This window comes from Mycobacterium fragae (assembly GCF_002102185.1).
GTDB lineage: Bacteria > Actinomycetota > Actinomycetes > Mycobacteriales > Mycobacteriaceae > Mycobacterium > Mycobacterium fragae.
In genome coordinates this window covers 531,090-555,920 of sequence record NZ_LQOW01000031.1, presented here as the reverse complement: position 1 = coordinate 555,920, position 24,831 = coordinate 531,090, and the positions used below count along the sequence as shown (strand labels likewise).

The 24,831-nt window shown below is 67.5% G+C and carries 27 protein-coding genes; 8 read left to right on the top strand and 19 right to left on the bottom strand.

Going from position 1 to position 24,831, the window contains the following annotated elements; translation table 11 throughout:
- The first annotated feature begins 6 nt into the window (after positions 1 to 6).
- Positions 7 to 420, top strand: a complete 414-nt coding sequence (locus tag AWC06_RS21005) for a F420-dependent biliverdin reductase (RefSeq protein ID WP_085199887.1) — start codon at positions 7 to 9, stop codon at positions 418 to 420.
- Positions 421 to 426: 6 nt separating this feature from the next.
- Positions 427 to 1,290, top strand: a complete 864-nt coding sequence (locus AWC06_RS21000; protein WP_085199886.1) for an NYN domain-containing protein — start codon at positions 427 to 429, stop codon at positions 1,288 to 1,290.
- Here AWC06_RS21000 and AWC06_RS20995 read toward each other — a convergent pair.
- Both AWC06_RS20995 and AWC06_RS20990 read right to left on the bottom strand, forming a co-directional pair.
- Entirely contained in the window at positions 1,287 to 1,952 is a 666-nt protein-coding gene (locus AWC06_RS20995; protein ID WP_085199885.1) for a GNAT family N-acetyltransferase, read from the bottom strand. The two genes, AWC06_RS21000 and AWC06_RS20995, sit on opposite strands and share 4 nt — an antisense overlap.
- 21 nt (positions 1,953 to 1,973) lie before the next feature.
- Positions 1,974 to 3,101 carry a M24 family metallopeptidase gene (locus AWC06_RS20990; RefSeq protein WP_085199884.1) on the bottom strand — a complete coding sequence of 376 codons (1,128 nt, stop codon included), beginning with the start codon at positions 3,099 to 3,101 and terminating at the stop codon, positions 1,974 to 1,976.
- An 18-nt stretch (positions 3,102 to 3,119) separates the two neighbouring features.
- Between AWC06_RS20990 and AWC06_RS20985 the strand changes: the two genes are divergently transcribed.
- Positions 3,120 to 4,076: a 5'-3' exonuclease gene (locus AWC06_RS20985; RefSeq protein ID WP_085199883.1), complete on the top strand. Its 957-nt coding sequence runs from the start codon at positions 3,120 to 3,122 to the stop codon at positions 4,074 to 4,076.
- 11 nt (positions 4,077 to 4,087) lie between these two features.
- Here the strand turns inward: AWC06_RS20985 and AWC06_RS20980 are convergent, their stop codons facing one another.
- The 12 genes from AWC06_RS20980 to arc all read right to left on the bottom strand — a co-directional run bounded on the left by AWC06_RS20980 (position 4,088) and on the right by arc (position 17,643).
- Positions 4,088 to 4,894: a DUF4333 domain-containing protein gene (locus AWC06_RS20980; protein WP_085199882.1), complete on the bottom strand. Its 807-nt coding sequence runs from the start codon at positions 4,892 to 4,894 to the stop codon at positions 4,088 to 4,090.
- A 75-nt stretch (positions 4,895 to 4,969) separates the two neighbouring features.
- Entirely contained in the window at positions 4,970 to 7,711 is a 2,742-nt protein-coding gene (locus AWC06_RS20975) for a DEAD/DEAH box helicase (protein WP_085199881.1), read from the bottom strand.
- Positions 7,695 to 8,603, bottom strand: a complete 909-nt coding sequence (gene tatC / locus AWC06_RS20970; RefSeq protein WP_085199880.1) for a twin-arginine translocase subunit TatC — start codon at positions 8,601 to 8,603, stop codon at positions 7,695 to 7,697. Before tatC ends, AWC06_RS20975 begins: the two co-directional genes overlap by 17 nt.
- A gap of 39 nt (positions 8,604 to 8,642) precedes the next feature.
- Positions 8,643 to 8,885: a Sec-independent protein translocase subunit TatA gene (gene tatA / locus AWC06_RS20965; RefSeq protein WP_085199879.1), complete on the bottom strand. Its 243-nt coding sequence runs from the start codon at positions 8,883 to 8,885 to the stop codon at positions 8,643 to 8,645.
- Between the two features lie 29 nt (positions 8,886 to 8,914).
- Positions 8,915 to 9,880, bottom strand: coding sequence for a helix-turn-helix transcriptional regulator (locus AWC06_RS20960; protein WP_085199878.1), 966 nt, complete (start codon positions 9,878 to 9,880; stop codon positions 8,915 to 8,917).
- On the bottom strand, positions 9,877 to 10,866 hold the full coding sequence (locus AWC06_RS20955) for a helix-turn-helix transcriptional regulator (RefSeq protein ID WP_085200099.1): 990 nt from the start codon (positions 10,864 to 10,866) through the stop codon (positions 9,877 to 9,879). The genes AWC06_RS20960 and AWC06_RS20955 overlap by 4 nt, the downstream gene beginning before the upstream one ends.
- Positions 10,867 to 10,898: 32 nt before the next feature.
- On the bottom strand, positions 10,899 to 12,257 hold the full coding sequence (pafA, locus tag AWC06_RS20950; protein WP_139820159.1) for a Pup--protein ligase: 1,359 nt from the start codon (positions 12,255 to 12,257) through the stop codon (positions 10,899 to 10,901).
- Between the two features lie 84 nt (positions 12,258 to 12,341).
- Positions 12,342 to 13,085 carry a proteasome subunit alpha gene (prcA, locus tag AWC06_RS20945; RefSeq protein ID WP_085199877.1) on the bottom strand — a complete coding sequence of 248 codons (744 nt, stop codon included), beginning with the start codon at positions 13,083 to 13,085 and terminating at the stop codon, positions 12,342 to 12,344.
- Positions 13,082 to 13,972: a proteasome subunit beta gene (gene prcB, locus AWC06_RS20940; protein ID WP_085199876.1), complete on the bottom strand. Its 891-nt coding sequence runs from the start codon at positions 13,970 to 13,972 to the stop codon at positions 13,082 to 13,084. The genes prcA and prcB overlap by 4 nt, the downstream gene beginning before the upstream one ends.
- A complete protein-coding gene (locus AWC06_RS20935) occupies positions 13,969 to 14,163 on the bottom strand; it encodes a ubiquitin-like protein Pup (RefSeq protein ID WP_062540654.1) in 195 nt (64 codons plus the stop codon). Before AWC06_RS20935 ends, prcB begins: the two co-directional genes overlap by 4 nt.
- 93 nt (positions 14,164 to 14,256) lie before the next feature.
- Positions 14,257 to 15,765 carry a pup deamidase/depupylase gene (gene dop, locus AWC06_RS20930; protein ID WP_085199875.1) on the bottom strand — a complete coding sequence of 503 codons (1,509 nt, stop codon included), beginning with the start codon at positions 15,763 to 15,765 and terminating at the stop codon, positions 14,257 to 14,259.
- Positions 15,766 to 15,816: 51 nt separating this feature from the next.
- Positions 15,817 to 17,643 carry a proteasome ATPase gene (gene arc / locus AWC06_RS20925; RefSeq protein ID WP_085199874.1) on the bottom strand — a complete coding sequence of 609 codons (1,827 nt, stop codon included), beginning with the start codon at positions 17,641 to 17,643 and terminating at the stop codon, positions 15,817 to 15,819.
- Positions 17,644 to 17,758: 115 nt separating this feature from the next.
- Between arc and AWC06_RS20920 the strand changes: the two genes are divergently transcribed.
- The 3 genes from AWC06_RS20920 to AWC06_RS20910 are packed head-to-tail and all read left to right on the top strand — an operon-like array spanning position 17,759 to position 19,142.
- The gene (locus tag AWC06_RS20920) at positions 17,759 to 18,298 is read left to right on the top strand and encodes an MTB12 family secreted protein (protein WP_139820158.1); all 540 of its coding nucleotides are present in this window, start codon (positions 17,759 to 17,761) and stop codon (positions 18,296 to 18,298) included.
- Between the two features lie 11 nt (positions 18,299 to 18,309).
- Positions 18,310 to 18,840, top strand: coding sequence for a lipoprotein LppK (gene lppK, locus AWC06_RS20915; protein WP_085199873.1), 531 nt, complete (start codon positions 18,310 to 18,312; stop codon positions 18,838 to 18,840).
- Between the two features lie 8 nt (positions 18,841 to 18,848).
- Complete coding sequence (locus tag AWC06_RS20910) at positions 18,849 to 19,142, top strand: DUF503 domain-containing protein (RefSeq protein WP_085199872.1); 294 nt, start codon at positions 18,849 to 18,851, stop codon at positions 19,140 to 19,142.
- Between the two features lie 16 nt (positions 19,143 to 19,158).
- On the opposite strand, the gene trmI is transcribed toward AWC06_RS20910, so the two are convergent.
- Entirely contained in the window at positions 19,159 to 19,986 is an 828-nt protein-coding gene (gene trmI, locus AWC06_RS20905; RefSeq protein ID WP_085199871.1) for a tRNA (adenine(58)-N(1))-methyltransferase TrmI, read from the bottom strand.
- A gap of 74 nt (positions 19,987 to 20,060) precedes the next feature.
- On the opposite strand from trmI, the gene AWC06_RS20900 reads away from it, so the two are divergent.
- Positions 20,061 to 20,954, top strand: coding sequence for a RecB family exonuclease (locus tag AWC06_RS20900; RefSeq protein ID WP_085199870.1), 894 nt, complete (start codon positions 20,061 to 20,063; stop codon positions 20,952 to 20,954).
- Positions 20,951 to 21,745, top strand: a complete 795-nt coding sequence (locus AWC06_RS20895; protein WP_085199869.1) for a thioesterase family protein — start codon at positions 20,951 to 20,953, stop codon at positions 21,743 to 21,745. Before AWC06_RS20900 ends, AWC06_RS20895 begins: the two co-directional genes overlap by 4 nt.
- Before the next feature lie 7 nt (positions 21,746 to 21,752).
- On the opposite strand, the gene AWC06_RS20890 is transcribed toward AWC06_RS20895, so the two are convergent.
- The 4 genes from AWC06_RS20890 to AWC06_RS20875 form a co-directional block, all read right to left on the bottom strand.
- Entirely contained in the window at positions 21,753 to 23,123 is a 1,371-nt protein-coding gene (locus AWC06_RS20890; protein ID WP_085199868.1) for an FAD-containing oxidoreductase, read from the bottom strand.
- The gene (locus AWC06_RS20885) at positions 23,120 to 23,599 is read right to left on the bottom strand and encodes a glycine zipper 2TM domain-containing protein (protein WP_085199867.1); all 480 of its coding nucleotides are present in this window, start codon (positions 23,597 to 23,599) and stop codon (positions 23,120 to 23,122) included. The genes AWC06_RS20890 and AWC06_RS20885 overlap by 4 nt, the downstream gene beginning before the upstream one ends.
- Positions 23,600 to 23,670: 71 nt before the next feature.
- Complete coding sequence (hisG, locus tag AWC06_RS20880) at positions 23,671 to 24,531, bottom strand: ATP phosphoribosyltransferase (protein WP_085200096.1); 861 nt, start codon at positions 24,529 to 24,531, stop codon at positions 23,671 to 23,673.
- The gene (locus tag AWC06_RS20875) at positions 24,531 to 24,812 is read right to left on the bottom strand and encodes a phosphoribosyl-ATP diphosphatase (RefSeq protein WP_085199866.1); all 282 of its coding nucleotides are present in this window, start codon (positions 24,810 to 24,812) and stop codon (positions 24,531 to 24,533) included. Before AWC06_RS20875 ends, hisG begins: the two co-directional genes overlap by 1 nt.
- Positions 24,813 to 24,831: the final 19 nt, after the last annotated feature.

Here is a 24,831-nt window from a genome sequence, read left to right as displayed (position 1 = left end):
GCGGTGATGGCAAACTCCACCGCCCGGCTGACCAACGACGCGCTGGCGTTTCTCACCGAACGCCATCTCGCCATGTTGACCACGCTGCGCGCCGACAATTCGCCGCATGTGGTGGCGGTGGGTTTCACCTTCGACCCCAGGACACACATCGCGCGCGTCATCACCAGCGGCGGCTCTCAGAAGGCGGTGAACGCCCAACGTGGCGGGATCGCGGTGCTCAGCCAGGTCGACGGCGCCCGCTGGCTGTCGCTGGAAGGGCGGGCCAGCGTGAACAGCGAGATCGATGCCGTCCGCGACGCCGAGCTGCGCTACGCGCAGCGTTACCGCACTCCGCGGCCCAACCCCCGGCGGGTGGTCATCGAGGTGCAGGTGGAACGCGTGCTGGGATCCTCGGATCTGCTGGCTCGTGGCAAAGGCTGAGACGCCATGACCGAGCCGGCGACCCGGGTCGCGGTCTACCTCGACTTCGACAACATCGTGATGTCGCGTTACGACGAGGTGCACGGGCGCAACTCGTTTCAGCGAGACAAGGCGCGCGGATTCGACAAGGATCCCGAGCGGCTGGTGAACGCGACCGTCGATGTCGGTGCGATCATCGATTTCGCTTCATCGTTCGGAACTCTGGTGCTGACGAAGGCCTACGCCGACTGGTCCTCGGAAGTCAACGCCGGCTACCGCGGCCAACTTGTCGGCCGGGCAGTCGATTTGGTGCAGCTGTTTCCAGCGGCGGCCTACGGCAAGAACGGCGCCGATATCCGGCTAGCGGTCGACGCGGTCGAAGACATGTTCCGGCTGCCCGACCTCACCCACGTCGTCATCGTTGCCGGGGACTCCGACTACATCGCGCTCGCGCAGCGGTGTAAGCGCCTGGGGCGCTACGTCGTCGGGATCGGCGTGGCCGGTTCGACCAGCCGCTCGCTCACCGCCGCCTGCGACGAGTTCGTCAGCTATGACGCGCTGCCCGGTGTCTCGGGCACCGAGAACGCGGCGCCGAGGAAACGGACCCGGCGCACCAAAGCGGAGGCCGACGAGGAGGCCGAGGCGCCCGACCCGCAAGCCGCGGCCACCGGGTTGCTCGAACGAGCACTGCGGATCGGACACGAGAAGGACGACGCCGAATGGCTGCACAATTCGGCGGTCAAGGCGCAGATGAAGCGAATGGACCCGTCGTTCAGTGAAAAGTCGCTGGGCTTCCGCTCATTCAGCGACTTCCTCCGGTCCCGCAGCGACCTCGTGGACCTGGACGAAAGCAGCACCACCCGCATGGTGCGGCTGCACCGCGACACCTAGACGAGCGTGGCGCCGGGCGCCCTGATCACCAGCGGCACCGCAGGGAAATACGCGGCCATCTCTGGTCGCGACTTGGCCAGCGCGGCGGTGCCGTAACCCCGGTGCCGGCAGTCGGGACGGATCCAGATCCGGACGTGAACCTCGTTGTCGGCGAGCTCGCCGAACACCATCCCGACCTTCTGTTCGCCGTCGAGCGCGACAAACCATGCGGCCTCTTCGGCGTCGAATCGTTCCTGCGCCGAGCGGATCTCGTCGTCGAGGCCACCGGCAGGGCCGCCGGAGCCGTCGCCGGCGGCGCCGATGTCGTCGGTGCGCGCGGCGAAAATGTCCCGGTCCACCTCGCCCGAAAATGGGCGCAGGACCAAGGTGTCCCCGGAGCTGGCCGGCCGGTCTTTGAACGTGAAACTCAACAGGTTGTTGAGGTCCTCGAGTTCGGCGGCGATCTTCCTGCGCGAATCCTTGGTCAGTTGATCGAACGACATGCCGATGACCGCCTCGGCGCCCAGCCGGGACGTGCCCAGCAGGGCGATCAGGCCGTCGACCGCCGACGACCGGTCGTCGGCCTCCACGATCAGGTCCAGCACTTCATGTCGGCGTTCCAGCGCGGTGAGTAGCGCATCGGTGATCTCTCGCCGGGCAGCGGCGCGGTCGTGATCGGTCATCGCACGAGCGTAGCTGGCGGGTCAGGAGGTCGGCACGACGATCAGCTCATGCGGTCGATTGTTGACGGAAATGGCACCGTCGTCGGTCACCACCACGATGTCCTCGATGCGGGCCCCCCACCGGCCGGGGAAATAGATGCCGGGTTCGACGGAAAACGCCATCCCCGGGGCCAGCGGCAGATCGTTGCCGGTAACGATGTAGGGCTCTTCGTGTACCGACAACCCGATACCGTGCCCGGTCCGGTGCACGAAATAGTCGCCCAAGCCTGCCTCGGCCAGCACCTCGCGGGCGGCGGCGTCCACCTGTTCGGCGGTGATACCCGGCCGGACCATATCGACCGCGGCGCGCTGCGCGCGTTGCAGCATCGAATAGTGCTGTGCCACTTCGGCGTTCGGTTCGCCGATGCTGTAGGTCCGGGTCGAGTCAGAGTGGTAGCCCGGCTCGTATGCGCCGCCGATGTCGACCACGACGATGTCCCCGGGCCGAAGTTCGCGCTCCGAGCACTCGTGATGCGGGTCTGCGCCGTGCGGCCCGGAGCCGACGATGACGAAGGCCACCTCCGAATGCCCCTCGGCCAGAATCGCTTCGGAGATGTCGGCGGCGACGTCGGCCTCGGTTCGCCCCGGCGCCAGGAACTCCGGCACCCGGGCATGGACTCGGTCGATGGCCGCCCCGGCCTTGCGCAGCGCGTCGATCTCAGCGGAATCCTTGACCATCCGTAGCTCGCGCAGCACGCCGGTGGCCAGCACCGGCAACGCGCCAAGCACATCGGCCAGCGGCAACAGGTGCAGCGCCGGCATGGAATCGGTCACCGCGGTGGCCGCCGGGGCGCCGCCCAGCGCCGTCGCGACCAGCTGGTAGGGGTCGTCGCCGTCGACCCAATCACGCACTGCCAGGCCCAGATCCGCGGCGGCGGACTCCTTGAGTGCGGCCAGCTCCAGCCGCGGGACCACGACGGTCGGCTCACCGGAGGCCGGCAACACCAGCGCGGTGAGCCGCTCGAAGGTCTGCGCGCGGGACCCGATCAGATAGCGCAAGTCATACCCGGGGGTGATCACCAGGCCGGCGAGGCCCGCGGCCCCGGCGGCCGCGCCCGCCGACGCAATTCGGCGGGCATAAACCTGTGCGTCGAATCGGTTGCCGGTCACGCTGGCAGGATATCGGGCATGTCCGCACCTCTGCTGCTGCTCGACGGGGCCAGCATGTGGTTTCGCTCCTTCTACGGGGTCCCGTCGTCGATCACCGCGCCCGACGGCCGCCCGGTCAACGCCGTGCGGGGGTTCCTGGACTCGCTGGCGTTGGTGATCACCCGGCAACGACCGGGACGGCTGGTGGTGTGCCTGGATTTGGACTGGCGCCCGCAGTTCCGGGTCGATGCCATCCCGTCGTACAAGGCGCACCGCGTCGAGCAGGAAAATCCCGACGGGGAGCCCGACGTCGAGGAGGTGCCCGACGAGTTGTCCCCGCAGGTGGAGATGATCGAGGACATCCTCGACGCGTTCGGCATCTGCACAGGCGGCGCGGCGGGCTTTGAAGCCGACGACGTGATCGGCACGCTGGCGGCGCGGGAACGACGCGACCCCGTCGTCGTGGTCAGTGGCGACCGCGACCTGCTGCAGGTGGTCGGCGACGACCCGGTCTCGGTACGGGTGCTCTACCTCGGACGCGGGCTGACCAATGCCACGTTGTTGGGCCCCCGCGAGGTGGCCGAGCGCTTTGACCTGCCCGCCGAACGGGCCGGCGCGGCCTACGCCGAACTGGCGTTGCTGCGCGGCGACCCCTCCGACGGGCTCCCCGGCGTACCCGGCATCGGCGAGAAGACCGCGGCCACGTTGCTGGCTCAGCACGGCTCGCTGGCGGGAATCCTGAACGCCGTCGAGGACCCGAAATCGTCGTTGTCCAAAGGTGTCAGAGCCAAGCTGCGCAAGGCCGCCGACTATGTCGAGGCCGCGGGCCCGGTGGTGCGGGTGGCCCTTGACGCTCCCGTCAAGCTCTCGACGCCTACCGATGCCCTGCCGCTGGCGGCCGCGCATCCGCGGCGCGTTGCCGACCTCGCCAAGCGTTACGGCGTCGGGTCGTCGATCGCCCGGCTGCAGAAGGCGCTGGACGCGCTGCCGGGCTGAGGAGCCGGCCGCTACTTGGGCCGGCCGACCTCGTAGGTGCCCTTGTTGTCCCGGAAGGTCACGGTCACCTGACGTTTGGTGCCGTCGATGCTGACGTCACAGTCGAAGGTGCCGCCCTTTTTGACCGTCGGGTCCTTACCGTCGTTGCACTTGACGTCCTTGACGTTCTTGGCGCCGTACCCGTTGGTGGAGTCGGTGAGGATCTGCTGCACACCCGCCTGCGCCTTGTTGACGTCGAGCTTGGTTGTCACGAAAAACCCTGGCGCCCAAAAGCCCAGCACCAAAACAACCGCAACGACGATGGCCGCGAACACGCCGATCACCGTGCCGATCACCCGTCGGGACCCCTTGGCGCCGGGCGCCCCTGGGGGCTGGCCGTAGGCGCCGGGCTGCGGGTACTGGCCGTACTGACCCGGCGGATATTGGCCGTATTGCCCCGGCTGCCCGTACTGCCCAGGCTGGCCGTATTGCCCCGGCTGTGCGTACTGGCCGGGCTGTGCGCCGGGCTGCTGCTCCTGCTGCGGGTAGCCGGTGGGCTGCGGGAACGGCTGCGACGGTGGGTAGTACTGGGCCGGCTGCTGCTGATACTGCGGATACTCGCTGGGCGTGTAGGCGGGGGCCTGCCAGGTGGGCTGCTCCCCTATCGGGGTCTGCCAGGTCGGCTGCTCCCCGATGGGCGTCTGCCAGGTCTGCTGTTCGCCGGAGGGCTGCTGCCACGGCGAGGATTGCTCGGTCTTTTCTCCGCCCGTCGACGGCTGATCCTCGCCCTCGGGCTTCTGCCACGGCTGCGTCGGGTTGGGCCCTTGCGGTCCGCTCATCGTGTGTCAGTCCTCTCAGTCCTCATTGCAGTCCTGGCACTGGTTGCTGGATGCAACCGTAGCTCGGGCCTTAGCCTACCCGGCGTCAACTGCGACGACCCCACGCCGAATTGTGTCGATCGCACTCTTGGCGGTGACCCGCAGCTCCGGTTGGGGGGCGGCGTTGCGGATCTGGTCCAACAGGTCGAGCACCTGCCGGCACCAACGCACGAAGTCGCCGGCCGACAACACGGAACCTATGCCGTCGGTGTCGGCGGCGGCCAACGCCGCGGCCAGATCGCCGCGGGTGGCCCAGCGGTAGAGCGCGCCGACGAAACCGTCGTCGGGCTCGCGGCTCGGGGTGATCCGGTGCAGCTGCTCATCGGCGCGCAACTGCGCCGACAGCCGGCGCGTCCGATGCAGCGCCTGGCGCACCCCCTGGGTCGGGAGCTCCGCGTTTTGCGGCGGTCCGGGTCCGTCACCGCCGCGGGATTCGTAGAGCACGGCCGAGACCACGGCAGCCAATTCGGCGGGTCGCAGGCCCTTCCAGGCCCCGGTGCGCAGGCATTCGGCCACCAGGAGGTCGCTTTCGCTGTAGATCCGGGCCAGCAGCCGCCCGTCGTCGGTGACCGCGGGATCACCGTCGGTGGGCCGGATGAATCCACGCTCGGTGAGCAGCCCGACGATCCGGTCGAAGGTGCGGGCCAATGAGTTGGTGGCGGCGGCCACCTTCTTCTGCAGCGCGGCGTTGTCGCGTTCGATGCGCAAGTACCGTTCGGCGACGCGAACCTGGGCCTCCCGGCCGGGCGCGTGATGCGCGGGATGACGGCGCAGCTGCTGGCGCAGCGACACCAGCTCGGGGTCGATGTCGGGCTCCTCGCCGCGTGCGCCACGCCCACGACGGCCGGACGGACTCGGCAATCCGGCGGCCGCCGACCGCAGCGCCGACGCCAGATCGCGGCGAACCCGCGGCTGGCGGTGTTCGACCCGCTTGGGCAGCGACATCGAACCCATCGGCGTCGACGCGCCGGAATAGTCGGCCGACGAGATCCGCCCCGCCCAGCGGTGCTCGGTCAGCACCAGGGGCCGCGGGTCGGAGCTGTCGCGGTCGGATTCCAGCACGACCGCCAGGCCGCCACGGCGGCCGTGGGTGATCGTGATGATGTCGCCGCGACGCAGCGCCGCCAACGCGTCGTTGGCCGCCTGCCGTCGCTGCAATCGCGATGAGCGGGCCTGCGCGCGCTCCCGCTGCGAGATCTGCTCGCGCAGCCGGGCGTAGTCGAGGATCGGCGCATCTTTTCCGCCGAGTTCGGCGGCGATTTCGTCGAGCATCCGCTCGCCACGCTCGACGCCGCGGACCAGACCGACCACCGAGCGGTCCGCCTGATACTGCGCGAACGACTGCTCCAGCAGGCGGTGCGCCTGCTCCGGGCCCATTCGGTGCACCAGGTTGATCGTCATGTTGTACGACGGCGCGAACGAGCTACGCAGCGGGAAGGTGCGTGTGGAGGCGAGGCCGGCGACTTCGGCCGGTTCGATCTCGGGATGCCAGATGACGACCGCATGGCCCTCGATGTCGATGCCGCGCCTGCCGGCCCGCCCCGTGAGCTGCGTGTACTCGCCGGGCGTCAGCGGGACGTGCTGCTCGCCGTTGAACTTCACCAGCCGCTCCAGTACCACGGTGCGAGCCGGCATGTTGATGCCCAGCGCCAGGGTTTCGGTGGCGAACACCGCTTTGATCAGCCCGGCGCTGAACAGCTCCTCGACGGTGTGCCGAAACACCGGCAACAACCCGGCGTGATGAGCGGCCAAACCGCGCAGCAGCCCCTCGCGCCACTCGTAGTAGCCGAGCACATCCAGGTCGGAGTCGGCGAGGTCGCCGCAGCGGTGGTCGATCACCTCGGCGATCTGCGCCCGGTCCTCCTCGGTGGTCAACCGCAGCGGCGATCGCAGGCACTGCGCGACCGCTGCATCACAACCGGCCCGGGAGAACACGAACGTGATCGCCGGCAGCAGGCCTTCGCGGTCGAGCGTCGCGATCACGTCCGGGCGTGACGGCGACCGGTACATGCTCGGCCGTCCCGCCTGCCTGCGGGGGCCCCGCCAGTCCGCCAGCCGGTCCGCCTCACGGCGATTCGCGATGTGGCGCAACAAGTTTGGGTCCACCTGCGGCTGATGCTTGCCTTCGTCGCCGGTGTAGTCGAACAGGTCGAAGACGCGCTTGCCCACCATCATGTGCTGCCAGAGCGGGACCGGCCGGTGCTCGTCGACGACGACCGTCGTATCGCCGCGCACGGTTTGGATCCAGCCACCGAACTCCTCGGCGTTGCTCACCGTCGCCGACAAGCTGATCAGTCGCACCTCGTCGGGCAGGTGCAGGATCACCTCCTCCCACACCGCGCCACGCATCCGGTCGGCCAGGAAATGCACCTCGTCCATGACCACGTGGGAAAGCCCTTGCAGCACAGGCGAATCGGCGTAGAGCATATTGCGCAGCACCTCGGTGGTCATGACCACCACCGGTGCGTTGGCGTTGACGGACAGGTCGCCGGTGAGCAGCCCGATCCGATCCGGGCCGTAGCGTGCGACGAAGTCGGTGTGCTTCTGGTTGGACAGCGCCTTCAGCGGTGTGGTGTAGAAGCATTTGCCGCCCGCGGCCAGCGCGAGGTGCACCGCGAACTCGCCGACGACGGTCTTGCCGGCCCCGGTCGGGGCGCAGACCAGCACGTCGTGGCTGCGTTCCAGCGCCTCACAGGCCTGCTGCTGAAACGGGTCGAGCCCGAAGGCCAGTTCGGCGCTGAACCGGGCCAGCTCGCTCGGGTCAGGTGACGTCTTCATGCACTGCCGACGGCGGTTCGATGGTCGATGCTTCCTCGTCGGGGATCGCGGTTAGCGCTTCGCGTTTGGCTTTCCGTTTGTCGTGCAGGCGGGCGATCTGGATGGCGAGTTCGAGCAGCAGGGTCAGCGCCAGCCCGAGCGCGATCATCGAAAACGGGTCGGATCCCGGGGTGAATATCGCCGCGAACACGAACACCGTGAAGATCAGGCCGCGCCGCCAGGACTTCAGCCGGGCATAGCTCAGCACGCCGGCCAGGTTGAGCATGACCAGCAGCAACGGGAACTCGAAGCTGACCCCGAAAACAAGCAGCAGGTTGATCAGGAAACCGAAATACCGGTCGCCGGACAGCGCGGTCACCTGCACGTCGCTGCCCACGGTCAACAGGAAGTGCAACGCCTTGGACAGCACCAGGTAGGCCAGCACCGCGCCGGCGACGAACAGCATCGCCGCGGGCACCACGAACGCCACCGCGAAGCGGCGCTCCTTCTTGTACAGCCCCGGCGTGATGAACGCCCAGATTTGGTAGAGCCACATCGGGCAGGCCAGCACGATCCCGGCGGTGAGGCCGACCTTCAGCCGCAGCATGAACTGGTCGAACGGCGCCGTGGCCAACAACCGGCATTGCCCGTTGGCGCTGATGTCGGCCCGCGCGGACGCCGGCAGCGCGCAGTAGGGATGCCGCAGCCACTCGCCCAGGCTTTCCAGCCCGAACAGCGAGTGCGAATACCAGACGAAGCCCAGCGCCGTGGTGAGCACGATCGTGGCCAACGAGATCAGCAGCCGGGTGCGCAATTCGGTGAGGTGCGCGACGAGCGACATGGTCCCGTCGGGATTGGTGCGGCTGCGACGCAGGCGTGGATCGAGCCGCCTGAGAAAGCCGGTGGTCCGCACGGTCAGAAGGCGCTCGGGCGCCGCGGCAGCGATGCCAGGCTAGGCCGTCCGTCCGTCGGCCGGTGGCGGGTCGACCCGCTCGGACTGCACCGGCGAGGCCTGCGTGGGCTGGGCGGCAGACGTCTCCGGCTTGCTGTCACTTTGCAGTTCACGAACCTCGGACTTGAAGATGCGCAACGACTTACCCAACGAACGTGCCGCGTCGGGAAGCCTCTTGGCACCGAACAGCAGCACCACCACGACGGCAAGGATCGCCCAGTGCCACGGACTAAGACTGCCCACTTTGGTTACCTCCAGACGTCCCCACGATGCTACCGCGCCGCGGCCTGGTAGGACTCCAGCGCCGCCGTCGCTGCGTCGCGCACCCGTCGGACCAGCGATTCCGGTGCCAGGACACGCACCGAGGACCCCAGGCCCAGCACCAGGCGCGCCATCCACTCGTCGGAGGCGTAGGTCATCGCCGCCTCGCAGTGACCATTGGGCAGCTCACGCAGCAGGCGCATCGGGTAGTACTCGAACATCCACGAGGCCGACGGCGCGAGCTGCAGCGTCGCCGACGGCAGCGCCGGGTCGGCGTCGAACAGGGAGGTGTCCGGCGGCGCCTGCACCGCGGGTTTGGGCGGCGCGGACGGCTCGTCGAGCACCGTCGCGTCGACGATGCGGTCGAACCTGAACAGCCGCACCCCCTCGGCCTCGCGTGACCATGCCTCCAGGTAGCTGTGGTCGCCGACCAGCACAATGCGGATGGGGTCGACGATCCGGGTGGACAGGGTGTCATGCGAGGCCGAGTAGTAGTCGATGCGCAGCGCCCGCTTGCCGCGCACCGCCTCGCGTACCGCGGCCGCGGCCCGAACTTCGGCGGGCGCCGGCTCGTCGACCGCGGCGACGTGATCGCCGTGTCCGGCGGCCCCGGCCGCCGCCTCGATTTTCGCGATGGCGCTGCGCGCCGCCTCCGGGTCGACGACCCCCGGGATGTCCGCCAGCGCCCGCAGCGCCACCAACAGCCCGGTGGCCTCCGGCGAGGTGAGCTGCAGCGGCGTGTCCATGCCGGCGGAGAACGTCACCTCGATGGTGTCGCCGGAGAACTGGAAGTCGATCAGATCACCCGGGCTGTAGCCGGGCAGGCCACACATCCACAGCTGGTCGAGGTCCTCGCCCAGTTGCTTGACCGAGACGCCCAGATCGGCGGCGGCCTGGGCCCGGGTGACCCGCGGGTTGGCCTGGAAATACGGCACCATGTTGAGCAATCGCACCAGGCGCGTGGACACCGGTGTCACGACGCCACCTCCGCATGTGCGCGCAGCCTGGCCAATACCTCGTCGCGCAGCGACGAGGGTTCCAGCACAACGGCGTCGGCGCCGTAACCGGCGACCTCACGCGCCAGTCGGTCGGTGGATCCCACGTCGAGCTCGATGACCTCGCCGTCGCGGCCGGCCAGTTGCCGAGGCCCGAGCGACGTCCCGGCGCGCCGCAGCGCGGTGGCCCGCCCGTCGGCCACCCACACCTGGGCCTGCACGCCCGACGGCGTCTCGCCGACCGCCTCGGCCACGATCGTGCGCAGGTCGACGTCTTCGGGCCGGGTGACGGCGCCGGCCGGGCCGATCGGCGTCACCTGCTCCCCGATCCGGGACAGCCGGAACACGCGGGTGGCGCCGCGGTCGCGGTCGTGCCCCACCAGATACCACCGGCCCCGCTCGGTCAGCACCCCCCACGGTTCGACGGTGCGGGTGGTGTACGGCTCGGTGCGCGACGGGCGATGCGGAAACTGAACGGCCTGCCCGGCATCGATGGCCGACAGCAACGCCCCGAGCACGCCCTCCGATCCCCGCAACCCCGCGATCCCCGCCGGCGAAGCGATGGCCACCGGCGCGTCGGGGTCGAGGTCCACCCCGGCGGCCCGCAACTTGAGCAGCGCGCCCTGGGTGGCGGTGATCAGTTCCGGCGACTCCCACAGCTGGGTGGCGACCGCCACGGCGGCCGCCTCATCGGGCGTCAACTCCACGGCGGGCAGCGCGTAAGCCTCGCGGTTGATGCGGTAGCCCTCCACCGGATCGAATGCCGACACCTTGCCGGTCTCGAGCGGAATCCCCAAGTCGCGCAGCTCGTTCTTGTCGCGCTCGAACATCCGTGAGAACGCTTCGTCGCTGGGACTGTCGGAATAGCCAGCCACGGTGGATCGGATCTTCTCGGCGGTTAGGTAGCCGCGGGCGGAAAGCAGCGCGATGACGAGGTTCACCAACCGTTCGACTTTCGAAATCGCCACGGACATCAGCCTAATTGCCGGGCCGGCCCGGTTTACATGCTGGCGATCAGCCGCTTGACCCGCTCGTCGACCGACCGGAACGGGTCCTTGCACAGCACGGTGCGCTGGGCCTGGTCGTTGAGTTTGAGGTGCACCCAGTCGACGGTGAAGTCACGCCCGGCGGCCTGGGCGGCGCTGATGAACTCGCCGCGCAGCCGCGCACGGGTGGTTTGCGGCGGCTGGTCGACGGCGTCCTCGATTTCTTCGTCGGTGGTGATGCGCGCTGCCAGGCCCTTGCTCTGCAGCAGATCGAAGACGCCGCGGCCACGTTTGATGTCGTGATAGGCCAGATCGAGTTGAGCGATCTTGGAGTCGGACAGCTCCATGTCATAGCGGTCCTGATAGCGCTGGAAGAGCTTGCGCTTGATCACCCAGTCGATTTCGGTGTCGACCTTGGCGAAGTCCTGACTCTCGACGGCGTCGAGCTGACGTCCCCACAGGTCGACGACCTGCTCGATCTGCGCGTTGGGCTCGCGGGTCTGCAGATGCTCGACGGCCCTGGCGTAGTACTCGCGCTGGATGTCCAGTGCGCTGGCCTGACGCCCGCCGGCCAGCCGCACCGGACGCCGGCCGGTGATGTCGTGGCTGACCTCGCGGATGGCGCGGATCGGGTTGTCCAGCGAGAAGTCGCGGAACGCCACGCCGGCTTCGATCATTTCCAGCACCAGCGCGGCGGTTCCCACCTTGAGCATTGTGGTGGTTTCGCACATGTTGGAGTCGCCGACGATGACGTGCAACCGGCGGTATTTTTCGGCGTCGGCGTGCGGCTCGTCGCGGGTATTGATGATGGGGCGTGATCGCGTTGTCGCGCTAGAGACGCCCTCCCAGATGTGCTCGGCGCGCTGGGATAGGCAGAACGTCGCGGCCTTGGGGGTTTGCAGCACTTTGCCGGCCCCGCAGATCAGCTGGCGGGTGACCAGGAAAGGCAACAGCACGTCGGAGATCCGGGAGAATTCACCGGCCCGCACGATCAGGTAGTTCTCGTGACAGCCGTAGGAGTTGCCGGCCGAGTCGGTGTTGTTCTTGAACAGGTAGATGTCACCGCCGATGCCCTCGTCGGCGAGCCGCTGTTCGGCGTCGACGAGCAGGTCCTCCAGCACGCGCTCGCCGGCACGGTCATGGGTAACCAGTTGCACCAGGCTGTCGCATTCGGCGGTGGCGTACTCGGGATGGCTGCCCACGTCGAGGTAGAGCCGGGCGCCGTTTCGCAGGAATACGTTGGAGCTGCGGCCCCAGGACACCACCCTGCGGAAGAGATAACGGGCCACCTCGTCGGGAGACAGGCGCCGGTGGCCGTGGAATGTGCAGGTGACACCGAATTCGGTCTCGATGCCCATGATCCGCCGCTGCACGATTCGAGCGTACTGGTTGTTTGCGAAGCCGGTGTGCACCCCCGCCGGGAGCGGGTCTCGAATCCTTTGACGAACCGGCCGCAGCTACTTCGACGAGCCGTTGTCTGCGGCGCCCGAGTTCTTCGTTTTGGGCAGCAAAGCCTCCAGCGCTGAACCGGTGATCCGGCGGAACGCGCGCCGGGGGCGCTTGGCGTCGAGAATGGCGACTTCCAACGTCGACACCCCGAGGGCGGGCTGGTCACCTCCGTTGGAGCTGCCCGTCTGCAGGGCATTGATGGCGATCCGCACCGCATCGGCCAAATCGGCGTTCTCGGCGTAAGACTCCTTGAGCGCGTTGGCAATCGGCTCGGTGGTGCCACCCATCACCACGTAGTGCGGCTCGTCGTTGATCGACCCGTCGTAGGTGATCCGGTACAGCTCAGGTGGTTTGGTCTCGCCGTAGTGCGCGACTTCGGCCACGCACAGCTCGACTTCATACGGTTTGGCCTGCTCGGTGAAGATGGTGCCGAGCGTCTGCGCGTAGACGTTGGCCAGCTGCCGGCCAGTGACGTCGCGACGGTCGTAGGCGTAGCCACGGGTGTCGGCGAACTGGATGCCGCCGCGGCGCAGGTTGTCGAACTCGTTGAACTTGCCGGCGGCAGCGAAGCCGACCCGGTCGTAGAGCTCGCTGATCTTCTGTAGTGAGCGCGACGGGTTCTCGGCGACGAACAGCACTCCGCCGGAGTAGGCCAGCGCGACCACGCTGCGGCCTCGCGCGATGCCTTTGCGCGCCAGCTCGCTGCGCTCGCGCATCGCCTGCTCGGGCGAGATGAAGTACGGGAAACTCACTTCTCACCCCGCGAGCCTTGCGCGTCCGGACCGAAAGTGTCTGCGCGAGAGCGGTTTTCAATGACCTCTCGCGCCAGGTTGGCAATGCGTTCCTCGGGCACGTCTTGTGCGCCGTCGGCGTCGATGAGGACCGCGGTCGGATAGATGCCACGGACCAGATCCGGTCCGCCGGTGGCGGAGTCGTCGTCGGCCGCGTCGTAGAGCGCCTCGACGACGACCCGAAGCGCCGAATCCGCATCGGACACCTGCGAATACAGCTTTTTCATCGACGACTTGGCGAAGATCGACCCCGAACCCACCGCCTGGTAGCCCTCTTCCTCGAGGTTCCAGCCGCCTGCCGCGTCGAACGACACGATGCGGCCCGCCTTCTCCGGCTCGGGATCGTCGAGGTCGAGACCGGCCAGCAGCGGAAGCGCCACCAGGCCCTGCATCGCGGCTGCGAGGTTGCCGCGCACCATGTTCGCCAGCCGGTTGACCTTGCCTGGGAACGTCAGCGCGACGCCCTCCAGCTTCTCGTAGTGCTCGAGTTCGACCGCGTAGAGCCGGGCGAATTCGACGGCGATGGCTGCGGTGCCGGCGATCCCGGTCGCGGTGTAGTCATCGGTGATGTACACCTTCTTGATGTCGCGGCCGGCGATCATGTTGCCCTGTGTCGAGCGGCGGTCGCCCGCCATCACGACACCGCCGGGGTATTTCAGCGCGACGATGGTGGTCCCGTGCGGCAGCTGCCCGGTACCGGCGGGTTCGGCGCTACCGCTGCCCATGGGCAGCAGCTCAGGCGCCTGACGGCGCAGGAAGTCGGCGAACGAGGACAGCTCTACGGGGGTAGATGGGACTCCGGGAAGTGCTGAGTTAGTGACCAGGCGATCGCGGAACGGCCAGGTCACTGTCCGCCCTTTTGGACGTACGCGCGCACGAAGTCCTCGGCGTTCTCTTCCAGAACGTCATCGATCTCGTCGAGCAGATCGTCGGTTTCCTCGGTCAGCTTCTCGCGACGCTCCTGGCCCGCGGCCGTGCTGGCGGTCAGGTCGTCGTCGTCGCCGCCGCCACCGCCACGCTTGGTCTGCTCCTGAGCCATCGCTGCCTCCTGCTTTGTCATCGGCGGCGCATTACACGCGCGCCGGTCTCTCTACACTACCGGTCGACACCGACCTTTCCTCGCTAACGACCGTCAGGTCGTCAGTTGTTCCACCAGCTCGACGGCGCTGTCCACCGAGTCCAGCAGCGCCCCGACGTGGGCCTTGCTGCCCCGCAGCGGTTCCAGCGTCGGGATTCGAACCAGCGAGTCGCCGCCCAGGTCGAAAATCACCGAGTCCCAGCTGGCGGCGGCGATGTCTGCGCCGAACCGGCGCAAGCACTCGCCGCGGAAATAGGCCCGGGTGTCCGTCGGGGGGTTGTCCACTGCGTTGAGCACCTGCTGTTCGGTGACCAGACGCCGCATCGAACCGCGGGCCACCAACCGGTTGTAGAGGCCTTTGTCCAGCCGGACATCCGAATACTGTAGATCGACGAGATGCAACCGCGGTGCCGACCAGCTCAGGTTCTCCCGGTGCCGGAAGCCCTCGAGGATGCGCAGCTTGGCCGGCCAGTCCAGCAGTTCGGCGCAGTCCATCGGGTCACGCTCGAGCTGATCAAGCACGTGTGCCCAGGTTTCGACGATGTCGTTGGCGCGCGGGTCGGGGTCGCGGCTGTCCACCAGCTTCGCCACCCGGTCCAGGTAAATCCGTTGCAGCGCAAGGCCGGTCAGTTCGCGGCCGTCGGCCAAGGCCACCGTCGCCCGCAGCGACGGATCGCGGCTGATCGCGTGGACAGCGTGCACCGGCCGGGCCAGCGTCAGGTCGGTCAGGTCGATCCCCTGTGCAGGGCCCTCCTCGATCAGGTCGAGGACCAGCGCGGTGGAGCCCAGCTTCAGATAGGTGGACGTCTCGGCGAGGTTCGCGTCGCCGATGATGACGTGCAGGCGGCGGTAACGGTCGGCGTCGGCGTGCGGTTCGTCGCGGGTGTTGATGATGCCGCGCTTCAGCGTGGTCTCCAGCCCGACCTCGACCTCGATGTAGTCGGCACGTTGGGACAACTGGAAGCCCGGCTCGTCGCCCGCCGGGCCGATCCCGACTCGGCCGGAGCCGGTGACCACCTGACGCGACACCAAAAACGGGGTCAGCCCGGCGATGATGGCCGAGAACGGGGTCTGGCGGCTCATCAGGTAGTTCTCGTGCGAGCCGTAGGACGCGCCCTTGCCGTCCACGTTGTTCTTGTAAAGCTGCAACTTGGCCGCGCCGGGCACGCTGGCGACATGCCGGGCGGCGGCCTCCATCACGCGCTCGCCGGCCTTGTCCCAGATCACCGCGTCGAGCGGATCGGTGCACTCGGGCGCGGAATACTCCGGGTGGGCGTGGTCAACGTAGAGCCGCGCGCCGTTGGTCAAGATCATGTTGGCAGCGCCGACCTCGTCTGCGTCGACGACGGGCGGCGGGCCGGCCGACCGGCTCAGGTCGAAACCGCGGGCGTCTCGCAACGGCGATTCCACCTCGTAGTCCCAGCGGGTGCGTTTGGCACGCTGCAGCCCCGCGGCGGCCGCATAGGCCAACACCGCCTGGGTGGAGGTCAAAATCGGGTTCGCGGTCGGGTCTGACGGCGACGAGATGCCGTACTCGACCTCGGTCCCGATAATCCGTTGCATGCCCTAAAGACTAGGCGACGTGCGCTTGGGCGTTTTCTTCGCCGCGAACGTCTACAGGTACTGGCCCAGGTTGGATTCGGTGTCGATGGCGCGCGATGCGCTCGAGCTCTTGCCGGTGACCAGGGTGCGGATGTAAACGATCCGCTCGCCTTTCTTGCCCGAGATCCGTGCCCAGTCATCGGGGTTGGTGGTGTTGGGCAGATCCTCGTTCTCGGCGAACTCGTCGACGATGGAATCCAGCAGATGCTGAATGCGCAGACCCGGCTGACCGGTCTCCAGCACCGACTTGATGGCGTTCTTCTTCGCCCGGTCGACGACGTTTTGGATCATCGCCCCGGAGTTGAAGTCCTTGAAGTACATGACTTCCTTGTCACCGTTGGCGTAGGTGACCTCCAGGAACCGGTTGTCGTCGATCTCGGCGTACATCCGGTCGACGACCTTGACGATCATCGCCTCGATGCAAGCCGTGCGATCGCCACCGAACTCCGCCAGATCGTCGGCGTGCACCGGCAGCTCCTCGGTGAGGTACTTGGAGAAGATGTCCTGTGCCGCTTCGGCATCCGGCCGCTCGATCTTGATCTTGACGTCGAGGCGGCCCGGCCGCAGGATCGCCGGGTCGATCATGTCTTCGCGGTTGGAGGCGCCGATCACGATGACGTTCTCCAGACCTTCCACGCCGTCGATCTCACTGAGCAGCTGTGGCACCACCGTCGTCTCGACGTCTGAGGAGACCCCGGTGCCGCGGGTGCGGAAGATCGAGTCCATCTCGTCGAAGAACACGATGACCGGTGTGCCTTCGGACGCCTTCTCACGCGCCCGCTGGAAGATCAGCCGGATGTGGCGCTCGGTTTCGCCGACGAACTTGTTCAGCAGCTCCGGGCCCTTGATGTTGAGGAAGTACGACTTCGCCTCGCGCGCATCGTCGCCGCGAACCTCGGCCATCTTCTTTGCCAAGGAGTTGGCCACCGCCTTGGCGATCAATGTCTTACCGCAACCGGGCGGGCCGTAGAGCAGCACACCCTTGGGCGGGCGCAGCGCATACTCCCGGTACAGCTCCTTGTGCAGGAACGGCAGTTCGACGGCGTCGCGGATCTGCTCGATCTGCCGGCCCAACCCGCCGATGTCGTCGTAGGTGACGTCGGGCACCTCTTCCAGCACCAGGTCCTCGACCTCGGCCTTGGGGATGCGTTCGAACGCGTACCCGGCCTTGGTGTCCACCAGCAGCGAGTCACCGGGACGCAGCTTGCGGGGCTGCATGTCGTCGTTGAGGGCGTCGGGAATCCCGTCGGGCAGGTCCTCGGCAACCAACGGCTCGGCAAGCCAGACGATGCGTTCCTCGTCGGCGTGCCCGACGACCAGGGCTCGGTGACCGTCGGCGAGGATCTCGCGCAACGTGGAAATCTCGCCGACCGATTCGTAGGTGCCGGCCTCGACGACAGTTAAAGCCTCGTTGAGCCGAACTGTCTGCCCTTTCTTCAACGCCTTGACTTCGATGTTGGGCGAGCAGGTGAGCCGCATCTTGCGACCGGAGGTGAACACGTCGACGGTGTCGTCGTCGTGGGTGGCCAACAACACGCCATAACCGCTCGGCGGCTGTCCGAGCCGGTCGACCTCCTCGCGCAGCGCCAACAGTTGCTGGCGCGCTTCTTTAAGAGTTTCCATTAATTTCGAATTGCGCGCGGCGAGCGAATCGATACGCGCTTCGAGCTGATGCACGTCACGGGCACTGCGCGCCGCACTCTGCACTCCGACGGCGTTATCGAGTTGCTCGCGCAAGATCGCCGCCTCGCGCCGCAACTCCTCCAGTTCGGCGGCATCGTCGCTGGACAGGTCGGATTCGCGCGGGCTATCGAACGCTTCACGCTCTGACTCACCCATGTTGCGCTCCTTTCCCGCTCCGGACGTGTGGTGCGGCGGATACATCAACGCTACCGGCGATTTCCAATTCATGCGGGAACTCGAAATGGGGCACACTGGCACCAGCGTTAACATCATGTTGAATCGGCCCAATCGAGAGGACATCTTGACCGTGAAATCCCTAGCCACAGGCGTGGCAACCGCCGCCGCGATCGGTGCAGCATCCGTCGGTGTGATCTTCAATTCATCCGTAACCGCGACGACGCCTCAGGTTCAGCCGGTTGTCTTCGGCGCACCGATGCCGAAGGACCCCGCCCCCGCGGCAGACGTACCAACCGCCGACCAACTGATCAATGTCCTCAACCAATTGCAAAACCCCGGCGTCCCGTTCGCCAGCAAGAGCTACCTGGTGGAGGGCGGCGTCGGCGGGGTCGAGGGCCACATCGCGGACAAGAAACTGAAACAGGCCGCTGCGAACGGCAGCCTGCCGCTGTCATTCAACATCGCGAACATCGTCCCGGCCGGCCCGGGCACGGCATCGGCGGACGTCACGGCCACCGGCCCACACCTCGCACCGACCACCCAGAACATCACGTTCGTGAACCAGGGCGGCTGGAAGCTGTCGCGCAGCTCCGCAATGACGCTGATCCAGGCGGTGCAGGCGGCAGGCAGCTGACCGCTGCTTGAATGCGCCGAGCCCTCATTGCAGTCCTGAGCGCCGCCACCATTGTGGCGGCGCTCGGTCTGTCGGGGTGTTCCGGTCACCGGCACAACGCCGTGCCGCCGGCGTCGGCGCCGCCCACTGTGGCGGTTACGCCTCCGCAGAACGTTCCGCTGCCACCACCGGAAGTCCTTGTCGGCGTGCTGTACCGGCTGGCCGACCCGGGGATTCCCGGCATCCAGAAGCTGAACCTGGTGGAGGGCGCGACCCCCGCGCACGCGCCCGTCATCGACGCATTCGCCAACGCCCTGCTCGACAACGGTTACGCACCGATGCAGATCGAAGTGCGAGACATCGCGTGGTCGAATGTTCATCCGGGATACGTGGTGGCCACCGTGCGGGTCGCCACGCCCCAGCCCGGCGCGGCGGGCGTGTTCACGTTTCCGATGGAATTCAAGCCGTATCAAGGGGGCTGGCAACTGTCCCAACAAACTGCTCGAATGCTGCTGGCCGTGGCTTCGCCACAGTTCGCGCCGCCGGCGGCACCCGGCCGCTGACCGCTGCCATGTGGATCGGCTGGCTCGAATTCGACGTGCTGCTCGGCGATGTGCGCTCGCTCAAGCAGAAGCGCTCGGTGATCCGTCCGGTGATCGCCGAGTTGCAGCGCAGATTCAGCGTGTCGGCCGCCGAGACGGGGTCACACGAGCTTTACCGCCGGGCGGGCATCGGGGTGGCGATGGCCTCCGCCGACCGCAGCCACGCCGTCGAGGTGCTCGACGCGGCCGAGCGTCTGGTCGCCGCACACCCCGAGTTCGAGTTGCTGTCGGTGCGCCGCGGGTTGGTGCGTAGCGACGATTGACAGGGCCTAACTGGGCCTAACGCTTGCGCCGCACCGGGGTCGGGGCGACGGCGCCGGGAGCCAGCCGCCGCGCACAAACCAGGAAGGCGGTATGGCCGCGCATGGTGTGCTGCGGGCGCACCGCCAGACCGACGACGTTCCAACCCCGCTGCAGGGTTTCCCAGGCGCGCGGCTCGGTCCAGCATTGCTGCTCGCGCAGCGCCTCCACGGTCTTGGACAGCTGAGTCACGGTGGCCAAGTAGATCATCAGCACACCGCCGGGGACCACCACCCGCGCCACCGCGTCGAGCACATCCCAGGGCGCCAGCATGTCCAGCACCACCCGGTCGACCGAACCGGTGGGCAGGTCGCAGTCCACCAGGTCGGCGACGACCAGCAGCCAGTTGCCGGGCGGACCCCCGCAGAAGGCCTCGACGTTGCGGCGGGCGTGTTCGGCATGGTCGGCGCGCACTTCGTAGGAGATCACCTGCCCGCCCGGGCCGACCGCGCGCAACAGCGAACAGGTCAACGCCCCGGAACCGGCGCCGGCCTCCAGCACTCGCGCGCCCGGGAAGATGTCGCCCTCGTGCACGATTTGAGCGGCGTCTTTGGGGTAGACCACCTGCGCGCCGCGCGGCATCGACATGACGTAGTCCACCAACAGAGGACGCAGCGCCAAAAACGGGTCACCGTTGCTGGATTTGACGACGCTGCCTTCCGGCAGTCCGATCACCGCGTCGTGCGCGATCGCGCCGCGGTGCGTGTGGAATTCGCCGCCGGAGGTCAGCAACATCGTGTAATGGCGGCCCTTGGTGTCGGTGAGCTGGACGCGGTCACCGACGGCGAACGGGCCGGCTGCGGACACAGTTACCTAGCCTGCCAGCAGACGCGCCGAAACGGGTGCGCGGGGTTGTCGGGATGCGCCCTTAGGCTCCCGGTATGAGTGGCGAACAGCGGTCGCGGTCGGCGTCCAGACCGACATCCAGACCAGCATTGTCGCCGTCGCGCGCGGCCGACTTCAAACAGTGCCCGCTGCTGTATCGGTTCCGGGCCATCGACCGGTTGCCCGAGCCACCGTCGACCGCACAACTGCGCGGGTCGGTGGTGCACGCCGCGCTGGAGCAGCTCTACGGCCTGCCCGCAGCGGAGCGCGGCCCCGACACCGCCACGGCCCTGGTCGGCCCGGCGTGGGAACAGGTGATCGCCGAGCATCCCGACCTGGCCGCCGATTTGGCGCCCGAGCAGCGAGCCGAACTTCTCGACGAGGCGTGCGCGTTGCTGTCCGGCTACTACCGGTTGGAGGATCCCACCCGGTTCGACCCGCAAAGTTGCGAACAGCGCGTCGAGGTCGAGCTCGCCGACGGCACGGTGTTGCGCGGGTTCATCGACCGGATCGACGTCGCACCGACCGGGGAGCTTCGAGTCGTCGACTACAAGACCGGCAAGGCGCCGCCGGAAGCCCGCGCACTTGCCGAGTTCAAGGCCTTGTTCCAGATGAAGTTCTATGCAGTGGCACTGCTGCGCTCGCGGGAAGTGCTGCCGACGCGGCTGCGGCTGATCTACCTGGCGGACGGCCAGCTGCTGGACTACTCCCCCGACCGAGACGAGCTGCTGCGTTTCGAGAAGACACTGATGGCGATCTGGCGGGCGATCCAATCTGCCGGCGCGACAGGCGATTTCCGCCCCAGGCCGTCGCGGCTATGCGACTGGTGTCCGCACCACGCGCACTGCCCGGTATTCGGCGGCACGCCGCCGCCCTATCCCGGTTGGCCCGACCATCCCGACGAAGGAGATGCCGACGCTGTCCTGCACCGGGCAGATCCGGCAGCGTGATCGGCTGCCATTACCGTCGGCTCGGCGCCGACGGTGACGTCGTTTGGTTCGAATCCACCGACTTCACTCGCAGCAACTGGGCACCCGATCTTCAGCACGGTTCCCCACCGCTGGGGCTGCTGACCAAGGCGATCGAGGAGCTGATCGCCGACTCGCCGCTGCGGATCGGCCGGCTCGTCCTCGACATCCTGGGCATCATCCCGGTGACACGGGTTTCGGTGCGCGCCTGGATCGAGCGGCCCGGCAAGCGAATCTCGTTGGTGGCCGCGGAGATGCGTGCCCGCGGCGGCGACGGCGTCGAGCGTCCGGTTGCGCGGGTCAGCGCATGGGCCCTGGCCACCAGCGACACCTCCGACGTCGCCTCGGACCGCTATCCGCCGCTGGTGGAGGGCCCGGCCAGGCCGCTGCCGTCCTACTGGTGGAACGTCGGCGGCTACCTGAAATCCGTGGACTGGCGTCGGCAGCCGGACGATTCGGCCGGGGCAGCGGTGTGGTGGCTGAGCCCGCTCGTGCATGTCGTCGACTCCGAGCCCACCACCTCGTTGGAGAATCTGGCCATGGTGGTCGACTCCGCCAATGGTGTTGGTGCAGCGCTTGACCCGGCGCGATTCGTCTTCATGAACACCGACACCGTGCTGCACTTGCACCGCGCGCCGCGCGGAGCTGACTTCGCGTTGCGGGCGCGGGGGTCCATCGGAGCCGACGGCATCGGGGTGACGACGGCAGAAATCTTCGACCGCAGCGGCTTCGTCGGGACCTCAGCGCAGACGCTGCTGGCGCAACGCCGGTGACGTTGCGCTACCGCAGCGGCGACATCTCCTGCAGCATCGTGGGTATCAGCTCACTGACCGTGGGGTGGATGTGCATCGTGCGCGACAACGCGGTGTAGGGGGCCTTCGCCGACATCACGTCGAGAATGGCGTGGATGGCCTCGTCGCCGCCGACGCCGAAGATGGCCGCACCCAGGATCTGTTGGGTCTGTGCGTCGACCACCACTTTCATAAAGCCTTGCGTCTCACCTTTTTCCACCGCCCGACCGACTCTGGTCATGGGCCGTTGACCGACCAGCGCCGGGCGGCCCGATGCGCGCACCTGTTGGACGGTCATTCCGGCACGGCCCAGCGGCGGGTCGATGTAGAGCGCGTAGGTGGTGATGCGGTCGCTGACCCGGCGGGGGTCGTCATCGAGCAGGTTGGCGGCCACGATTTCGAAGTCGTTGTAGGAGGTGTGGGTGAACGCGCCCTTACCGTTACAGTCACCCATCGCCCAGATGTGCTCGACGCTGGTCTTCAGCTGGTCGTCGACGGTGATGTATCCGCTGGCGTCGGTCTGGACACCGGCGTGCTCCAGACCGAGGTCGTCGGTGTTGGGCCGTCGCCCCACCGCCAGCAGCAGATGGCTGCCGGGGATCGGTGTGGCATCAGCTCGCGGTGTCACTTTGAATCCCTTGGCCCGCTTCGTTATCCGGATGTCGTCGGCATCGACGACGACATCGATGCCCTCCCCTTCCAGGATCGTCCTGACGGTGGCGGAGACGTCTTCGTCTTCGCGGGACGCCAGCCGCGGCCCCTTCTCGACGACCGTGACCTGAGCGCCGAAGCGGCGGTACATCTGGGCGAACTCGAGCGCGACGTAGCCACCGCCGATGATGACGAGATGTTCGGGCACGACGTCGAGCTCGAGGATCGACACATTGGTGAGGAAGTCGATGTCGGCGAGCCCGGGAATGTCGGGGACCACCGCCCGGCCGCCGACATTGAGAAAGATCCGGTCGGCTTGCAAGACGTCGTCACCGACCCGCAGCGTGTGCGAATCCTCGAAGCGCGCGTGACCGCGAACGACGGTGCAGCCGTCCATGCCCGTCAACCAGTCTTCGACGCCCTTGCGGTCGCCCAGCATGATGTCGTCCTTGCGCGCCTTGACTTTCGCCATATCCACGGTGACCGACCCGGTGCCGAAGCCGTAGTCGGCGCCGCGACGGGCCAGATGCGCGGCGTGCGCGCTGGCCACCAATGTCTTGGTCGGGATGCATCCGGTGTTGACGCAGGTGCCGCCGATCAGCTTGCGCTCGATGATCGCGACGGTGTGGCCGGCCGCGGTCAACCGGCCTGCCAGCGGCGGGCCGGCCTGGCCGGCGCCCACGATGATGGCGTCGAAACGCCTTGTCACAGAGCCGCTGTCGATGCGGCGATCGCGAAGCCACCCAAGACGGCGACGGCATCTTCGAGTAGCGCAACCGACAGGTCATGGCCGTGCGCTGCGGCCAGCCGGGTGCGGGCCTGATAGCCGCCCAGGGTGCCGAGGACGGCGCCGATGACACCGGCGCCCAGTCCGCCCCACCGGTAGCCCCACGCGGTTCCGATGACGGCGCCGGCGAACGCGCCCAAGACGATCCGGGCGACGAATACCGGTGGCGCGGTCCGGTTGGGTGTCTTGGGGAGTTTGTCACCGACCAGTTCGACGACCGCGAGGATGCTGAGGACTATGACCGTGATGATGTTGCCCATCCAGGACGCCCACGTCCCATTCAGGTTGATCCAGTGCAGCAGGGCGGCCCACGAGAGCACAGCCGGAGCGGTCAGGGAACGCAACCCGGCGACGACACCGATGAACAGAGCTAGCAGCAGGACGAGGAAATGCGTCATGGCGACCCTCCAGGGGAGACGATAAGCCGGACGCTAACACAGCGACGAGTCCAACGCCGGTGCATTCAAGATCAGAACCGGCAGAACCTGATGTCCGAGGCCAGGATCGCCTTGGCGCCGATGGCGGCGAGCTCGTCCATGATCGCGTTGACGTCCCGACGCGGCACCAATGCGCGCACCGCCACCCAGTCGGGATCGGCGAGCGGGGCGATGGTCGGTGACTCCAGGCCCGGGGTTATCGACGTGGCCTTGTCGAGCACCGAACGGGGACAGTCGTAGTCGAGCATCAGATATTGCTGACCGAACACCACGCCTTGCACCCGCGCCACCAGCTGGTCGCGCGCAACGCCATGTCCCTGCGTATCTGCACTGCGGTCCGCCCGCTCGATGAGCACAGCCTCCGAATCACACAGCGGCTCACCGAAAGCCACCAAGTCGTGCAGGCTCAAAGTGCGGCCCGACCCCACCACATCGGCGATGGCGTCGGCCAGTCCGAGCTGCACCGAGATCTCCACCGCGCCGTCAAGCCGAATGACGGTCGCTTCAATACTTCTGGCGGCCAGATCTTTTCGGACCAGGTTCGGATAGGCGGTAGCGATCCGTCGCCCGGCAAGGTCTGCGATCGTCCAGTCGCGCCCGGCGGGCGCAGCGTAACGGAAGCTCGACGACCCGAATCCCAGCGCGAGGCATTCGCGCACCGGCGCATCGGATTCGCGGGCCAAATCCCGTCCGGTGATTCCGAAGTCGAGATCGCCGGATCCGACATAGACGGCGATGTCCTTGGGCCGCAAGAAGAAGAACTCGACGTTGTTGACGGGGTCGATGACGGTCAGGTCTTTGGCATCACTGCGGCGGCGATATCCGGCCTCGGCGAGGATCTCGACGGCCGGCTCACTCAGCGCACCCTTGTTGGGCACCGCGACGCGCAGCATCACAGCTTCCGATACACGTCGTCGAGCGTCAGCCCGCGGGCGATCATCAGCACCTGCGTCCAGTACAGCAATTGACTGATCTCCTCGGCGAGGGCGTCGTCGGGCTCGTGCTCGGCGGCCAGCCACACTTCACCGGCCTCTTCGAGGACCTTCTTCCCCACCGCGTGCAGCCCGCTGTCCAGCGCGGCCACTGTGGCGCTACCGGGCGGGCGGGTGCGGGCACGCTCGCCCAGCTCGGCAAACAGGTCCTCGAAGGTCTTCACGGCCAGCGATTGTTTCACGAGCCGGTAAGCAAAGTCA

Bases quoted from the DNA above. Each gene is read 5' to 3' on its own strand.
- AWC06_RS20935 (WP_062540654.1), bottom strand. From the start codon at position 14,163: ATGGCTCAGGAGCAGACCAAGCGTGGCGGTGGCGGCGGCGACGACGAC.
- AWC06_RS20920 (WP_139820158.1), top strand. From the start codon at position 17,759: ATGTTGAATCGGCCCAATCGAGAGGACATCTTGACCGTGAAATCCCTA.
- arc (WP_085199874.1), bottom strand. From the start codon at position 17,643: ATGGGTGAGTCAGAGCGTGAAGCGTTCGATAGCCCGCGCGAATCCGAC.
- AWC06_RS20975 (WP_085199881.1), bottom strand. From the start codon at position 7,711: ATGAAGACGTCACCTGACCCGAGCGAGCTGGCCCGGTTCAGCGCCGAA.
- AWC06_RS20910 (WP_085199872.1), top strand. From the start codon at position 18,849: ATGTGGATCGGCTGGCTCGAATTCGACGTGCTGCTCGGCGATGTGCGC.
- AWC06_RS20900 (WP_085199870.1), top strand. From the start codon at position 20,061: ATGAGTGGCGAACAGCGGTCGCGGTCGGCGTCCAGACCGACATCCAGA.
- AWC06_RS20995 (WP_085199885.1), bottom strand. From the start codon at position 1,952: ATGACCGATCACGACCGCGCCGCTGCCCGGCGAGAGATCACCGATGCG.
- AWC06_RS21000 (WP_085199886.1), top strand. From the start codon at position 427: ATGACCGAGCCGGCGACCCGGGTCGCGGTCTACCTCGACTTCGACAAC.
- dop (WP_085199875.1), bottom strand. From the start codon at position 15,765: ATGCAACGGATTATCGGGACCGAGGTCGAGTACGGCATCTCGTCGCCG.
- lppK (WP_085199873.1), top strand. From the start codon at position 18,310: ATGCGCCGAGCCCTCATTGCAGTCCTGAGCGCCGCCACCATTGTGGCG.
- AWC06_RS20980 (WP_085199882.1), bottom strand. From the start codon at position 4,894: ATGAGCGGACCGCAAGGGCCCAACCCGACGCAGCCGTGGCAGAAGCCC.
- AWC06_RS20885 (WP_085199867.1), bottom strand. From the start codon at position 23,599: ATGACGCATTTCCTCGTCCTGCTGCTAGCTCTGTTCATCGGTGTCGTC.
- AWC06_RS20985 (WP_085199883.1), top strand. From the start codon at position 3,120: ATGTCCGCACCTCTGCTGCTGCTCGACGGGGCCAGCATGTGGTTTCGC.
- hisG (WP_085200096.1), bottom strand. From the start codon at position 24,531: ATGCTGCGCGTCGCGGTGCCCAACAAGGGTGCGCTGAGTGAGCCGGCC.
- AWC06_RS21005 (WP_085199887.1), top strand. From the start codon at position 7: ATGGCAAACTCCACCGCCCGGCTGACCAACGACGCGCTGGCGTTTCTC.